We start from the raw sequence: 5,849 nt of genomic DNA on the forward strand, positions 1-5,849 counted from the left end.
CCCCCCCCCCCCCCCCCCACCCCCCCCCCCCCCCCACCACCCCCCCCCCCCCCCCCCCCCCCCCCCCTTCTCACCTTTATCCGCAAAGTGCGTAAGTTAAAAGAGAAACACAAGAAAAGAGTTAAGATTCCATAGTAAGGTTATGGATTGCTATGAATCCACAAGTGGAATCTTGCAAGGACGAGACAACGAATCCCACGCTATCCCACATAAATAAGCGAGTTTAAAGCTTCTCGCAGTAGTCTTTGATTCTTTGGATTCCTTTTTCAATGCTGTTTAAATCTGTGGCAAAGGAGAATCTAAAATAGCCGTCCATTCCAAAGCCAATCCCTGGAACGACAGCCACACCAGCATATTCTAACAAGTTTTTGCAAAACTGCATTGAATCTTTAGAAATCTCTGCACAATGGACAAAAAGATAGAATGCTCCATCGGGTTTGCTGACTTTTAAGCCCTTAATGGCATTTAGTTTTTCGTAGGCAAAATCTCTCCGCTCTTTGAAGGCTTGAAGCATTATCTTAATTTCTTTGTCTGCACTACCATTTAGCCCAGCAATTGCGGCTTTTTGCGTGATAGAATTGATATTGGAGATAGATTGACCTTGTAATGTATTAATAAGTTTGCAAAGTTTTTGGTCTTTGCTGGCTACATAGCCCATTCGCCAACCTGTCATTGCGACTGCCTTGCTAAGTCCATTAATGGTAATTGTGCGTTCAAGCATATCTTGACTAAGACTAGCAGGCGAAACAAAAGTGCCATCATAAACCAATTTTTCATAGATTTCATCACTAAGCAGCCAAATATTTGTATCTTTTAAGACGGAAGCAATCTCTTCTAGCTCTGATTTAGAATACACCATTCCTGTGGGATTGGAAGGTGTTGTGAGGACAAGCATTTTTGTTTTGGGAGTGATAGCGGCTTGAAGTTGCTCTTTGGTAATTTTGAAATTATTGTCTTGTGTGGTTTGGATAAAAATATTTTTACCATTACTAAAAGTAACAAGTTCGGGATAGGTTACCCAATAGGGGCAAGGAATAATCACTTCATCATCCTTTTCAATGAGAGCTTGAAAGACATTAAAAAGGGAATGTTTAGCACCACAATTCACGACGATTTCTTTTGTGGAGTATTCTATATGGTTATCTCGTTTGAGTTTTTCGCTGATTGCACTTAAGAGTTCAGGGATTCCAGCGACTGCAGTATATTTGGTAAAACCCTTATTGATTGCTTGAATCGCCGCGTCTTTAACGACTTGGGGGGTGTCAAAATCTGGCTCACCCGCAGAAAAAGAGAGAATGTCTTTTCCTTGTGATTTTAGTTCTCGGGCAAGTGTGCTAATTGCAAGAGTGATAGATTCTGATAGAGCAGTGATTCTGCTTGCATAATGTGCCTGCATAGTAAGTCCTTTTAGTAGGTAGATTGAAACGCAATAATAATCTTAATTTATTGAAAATTTTATAAAAGTTAAGAGAATTGTTTAACTTTTGTAGGCTTAGAATTTCTTTGTATTTTTTGGTTACAGATTCTACTAAATTTCATACTTATGCTATAGAAATTTAAAAGTATTTAGCATTAAAGACTAATTAATATTTAGTCTAATAGACTAAGATTTAATGAATTTTCTTACTTAATGTATTGACAAAGTAAAGTTTTTGCATTATAATTTCGCCGTTTTTAAAAAATATTTAATTTTTGGAGGTAATTCTTATGAATTTCAGACCACTTGGAGAAAGAGTTCTAGTAGAAAGACTAGAAGAAGACACAAAAACTGCTTCAGGAATTATTATCCCTGATAATGCAAAAGAAAAACCACTTGAGGGAATCATTCAAGCAATTGGTAGCGAAGTTAAAGATGTAAAAGTAGGTGATAAAGTTGTTTTTGGAAAATATTCTGGCACTGAAGTGAAACTAGAGGGAAAAGAATATTTGATTTTAAAACTTGAAGATATTTTAGGCGTGAGAGCTTAAAAGAAAATATATAATATTTAAGGAGATAGAAATGGCAAGTAAAGAAATTAATTTTTCAGACAATGCAAGAAATAGATTATATGAGGGTGTAAAACAGCTAAACGACGCTGTAAAAGTAACAATGGGACCAAGAGGACGCAATGTGTTGATTCAAAAAAGCTTTGGTGCGCCAAGTATCACAAAAGATGGTGTTTCAGTAGCAAAAGAAATTGAATTAGCAGACCCTATTGCAAATATGGGAGCACAACTTGTAAAAGAAGTTGCAAGTAAAACTGCAGACGCAGCAGGTGATGGCACAACTACGGCAACGGTTCTTGCTTATAGTATTTTCAAAGAGGGTTTGAGAAACATTACCGCAGGTGCGAATCCTGTGCAAGTAAAACGCGGAATGGATAAAGCAGCAGAGGCAATCACAGAGGAACTTAAGAAAATCGCTAAACCTGTTGCAGGGAAAAAAGAAATTGCACAAGTTGCAACAATTTCTGCAAATTCTGATTCCAAAGTAGGCGAACTCATTGCGGAAGCTATGGAAAAAGTTGGCAAAGATGGCGTTATCACCGTGGAAGAAGCAAAAGGAATCAATGATGAATTAAGCGTGGTTGAGGGTATGCAGTTTGATAGAGGTTATCTTAGCCCTTATTTTGTAACCAATAGCGATAAAATGGAAGCAGAGTTAGAGCACCCTTATATTTTATTGACAGACAAAAAAATTACTTCTATGAAAGACATTTTGCCGCTTTTGGAATCCACAATGAAAAGCGGTAAGCCTTTACTTATCATTGCAGAGGACATTGAGGGAGAAGCTTTGACGACTTTAGTTGTGAATAAATTGCGTGGCGTATTGAATGTTGCTGCAGTCAAAGCTCCCGGATTTGGCGATAGAAGAAAAGAAATGCTAAAAGACATTGCAACTTTAACAGGCGGTGAAGTGATTAGTGAGGAACTAGGTAAAACGCTAGAGGCTGCGACAATCGCGGATTTGGGACAAGCAGCTAGAATCGTGATTGATAAAGACAATACAACAATTGTAGATGGTGCAGGTCAAAAAGACGCTGTGAATGCTAGAATTGCACAGATTAAGACGCAAATCCAAAGCACTACAAGTGATTATGATAGAGAAAAACTACAAGAAAGACTTGCAAAACTTAGCGGCGGTGTAGCTGTGATTAAAGTAGGTGCGGCAAGCGAAGTAGAAATGAAAGAGAAAAAAGACCGCGTTGATGATGCGTTAAGTGCAACAAAAGCAGCGGTTGAAGAGGGTATTATTATCGGTGGTGGTGCAGCACTTGTGCGCGCAGCAGCGAAAGTTAGCCTAAAACTAGAGGGCGATGAAAAAATCGGCTATGAAATCATTAAACGCGCAATTTCTGCTCCGATTAAACAAATCGCAACCAATGCAGGCTTTGACGATGGTGTCGTGGTGAATAATGTAGAAAAAGATTCTAATGTAAATCACGGCTTTGACGCTTCCAATGGTACTTATGTGGATATGTTTGAAGCTGGAATCATTGACCCGCTAAAAGTTGCAAGAATCGCACTTCAAAACGCAGTTTCTGTTTCTAGCCTATTGCTTACAACGGAAGCCACAGTGCATGAAATCAAAGAGGATAAACCAGCAATGCCAGATATGAGTGGTATGGGCGGAATGGGAGGTATGGGCGGAATGATGTAATTCTGTCTCCTTTTTTGCAATGACAAACCTTTGCGTCATTGCAAATCCCCTTTAAGACACAAATTTCTTCATATTTTAATTAATGCAAAGATAACGAAACAATCTACAACAGAATCTCATTTTAATTTATTGCAATTTTTTTAAGTTTTTGGTATTTTATGTTTATCTAAGCTCAGATTATGTGGGAGGAGGACGGGATTTATTGTAATAGCTTTTTAAAAACTATACAATATACCCTTTGAATACAAATGGATATAAATAAGGAATAAAAATGGTATGGAAAGATGAGGATTTATCGGAAGTAAGTCAAGCAATAGAATCACAAGAAAATGTGTTATTTATGGATTTGCAGCAAGAATACTTAGTAGAATCTCTTAGGATTTTTTATGCCAAAGATTCTTTGGCTCTAGCAGCCAAAAACAAAGAATCTTTAAGTGTAGAAACTTCTTGTGATGGCAAGATTTGGGAAAAGTTAAGTGGCGAATTATTAGATAGTATAGAAATATCTGATTTCTTGGAGATCCCGATTTATCAAGCCCTTAATGCGCGTTATATAAAAATATCCCACCAGCCGATACCATTAGATTTTAAGGTTTTTATTCGTAAATTTCCGGGAATGTTTATAGCTAATGGTCAAGCAGGTTGGGGCGATAGAATGATTGCGATTCTAAATTGTATGGCTATGGCAAAATACACAGGATTTAAATGGGGGACATTGTGGCGATACAGAAAAGGCTCAAACTTCAATCAAACCGGAATCAATGTGATTAATATTGAAAGTGTGGAGGAGATTTTTGCCCCCAAATTTATTGCAAAATATGTGTATGTAGGAAAGATTCCATATAATGATATTTATGGCACGAAGCCGGGCGTGAAATCTTTAGACGACTTTTTGCAAAAGCCTTATCAACGCTCTTGGGGGCATTATTTTTATCATCCCGTATTAAGCTATGAGGGATTGCCAAAGGATTATGCAAAAGATTATCCAAGTTTTTGGAGCAAGATTATCTTTAGTGAAAAAATCCAAACCCTCTTGCAAGAGGTAGCACAAAATGCAGAGAATCTCAAAAACAAGATAGGCAGGGAGTATTTCTCTATACATATACGCAGCGGGGATATTGTGTATAATCCTTGTGGCGTGTTTTGGTTTGACAAATACACGCCCGCAGAAATTGCTATGGAACTGATAGAGCAGGCGATACAAAAATCTCAAGCCATTTTGCTTTTTGGCGAGGATAGTCAGGAAATAGAGGCTTTGGTGGAATATTATGGGAGGAATTATCCCTACATTTATAATTCTAAGGAGTTTCTAGGTAAAAACTTGGAGAATGAGACGCAAATCGCACTCCAAGAGATTATTTTAATGTCGCATTCTTGCGAAATTTACACTAATGGCGGAAGCGGTTTTGCAAGGCTTGCATGTCTTATAGGCTTGGGACGCGAACCACAAGGTTGGTCAAACATCTTTAGCAAAGAGGAGCAGTATAAAATCTTAAAGAAAAATGCCAATAAGATTCTATTTAAGCCCTTGCAAAACTCTTATAGCAGAATGTTGCTTGCCGCATTGCATTTGGAGCTTTTCCCGCAAGATTTGGAATCCCTGCTTAGAATCGTGAAAGAAGCAATTGTTTATAATGATAAAGTTGCAGTCTATCATTTTTTTGAAATTGTGATTTTGCTTGCTTCGGAGAAAGAATCGGAAGCAGAAGCAAAGGCAAAAATACTTGTTGAATCCTTTGAAGTAAATACGATTTTTACGCGTGGGGCTGTTGGTTCTTTTTTTGTTCGCAATTTTATAGCTCATTTTGTTTTTAGGCAGTATGAAAAGTTTTTCTCTTTGCAAAAGACAAGTATATATTTGAATTTTTTAGCTTCCAAGCTTTTTGGGATTGAGTTTGCATGGAGAGCGCAGAGTGCAGATTCCAAAAATCCTACTTTTAAAGGACATTATCTCTCACTTATAAAATCTATACCCCAACAAATCCCACTTCAGCAAAACACCCTAACAGGTGCTACTGCTCGTCTCCAATCCCACTTAGCCTACAAATTAGGCAATGCAATGATTCTAAACTCCAAAAGCTTATGGGGAATGATACGCTTACCCTATGTGTTAAGCTATATTAAAGAATCCCACAGAATAGAACAGCAACAATATCAAGAAAAAATCAAAAAGAATCCAGAATTAAAACTTCCTCCTTTGGAATTCTAT

Annotated in this window: 3 protein-coding genes and 1 pseudogene; 3 read left to right on the top strand and 1 reads right to left on the bottom strand. The window is 37.7% G+C overall.

The features are described 5' to 3' along the window. Positions 1–223 precede the first annotated feature (223 nt). Entirely contained in the window at positions 224–1,396 is a 1,173-nt protein-coding gene (locus tag K2N75_RS02305) for a pyridoxal phosphate-dependent aminotransferase (RefSeq protein WP_297681643.1), read from the bottom strand. A 311-nt stretch (positions 1,397–1,707) separates the two neighbouring features. Here K2N75_RS02305 and groES point away from each other — a divergent pair, with 311 nt between their 5' ends. From groES to K2N75_RS02320, 3 genes and pseudogenes are all read left to right on the top strand, one after another. Continuing rightward, entirely contained in the window at positions 1,708–1,968 is a 261-nt protein-coding gene (gene groES / locus K2N75_RS02310; protein WP_297681641.1) for a co-chaperone GroES, read from the top strand. Positions 1,969–1,999: 31 nt separating this feature from the next. After that, entirely contained in the window at positions 2,000–3,640 is a 1,641-nt protein-coding gene (groL, locus tag K2N75_RS02315) for a chaperonin GroEL (protein WP_297681639.1), read from the top strand. A 271-nt stretch (positions 3,641–3,911) separates the two neighbouring features. Then, a pseudogene (locus K2N75_RS02320) lies at positions 3,912–5,849 on the top strand (hypothetical protein); the annotation flags it as partial.

It is taken from the genome of Helicobacter sp. (assembly GCF_029067145.1).
Classification (GTDB): Bacteria; Campylobacterota; Campylobacteria; order Campylobacterales; family Helicobacteraceae; genus Helicobacter_D.

Excerpts from the sequence above, each read along its gene's own strand:
- K2N75_RS02305 (WP_297681643.1), bottom strand. The coding sequence starts at position 1,396 with ATGCAGGCACATTATGCAAGCAGAATCACTGCTCTATCAGAATCTATC.
- groES (WP_297681641.1), top strand. The coding sequence starts at position 1,708 with ATGAATTTCAGACCACTTGGAGAAAGAGTTCTAGTAGAAAGACTAGAA.
- groL (WP_297681639.1), top strand. The coding sequence starts at position 2,000 with ATGGCAAGTAAAGAAATTAATTTTTCAGACAATGCAAGAAATAGATTA.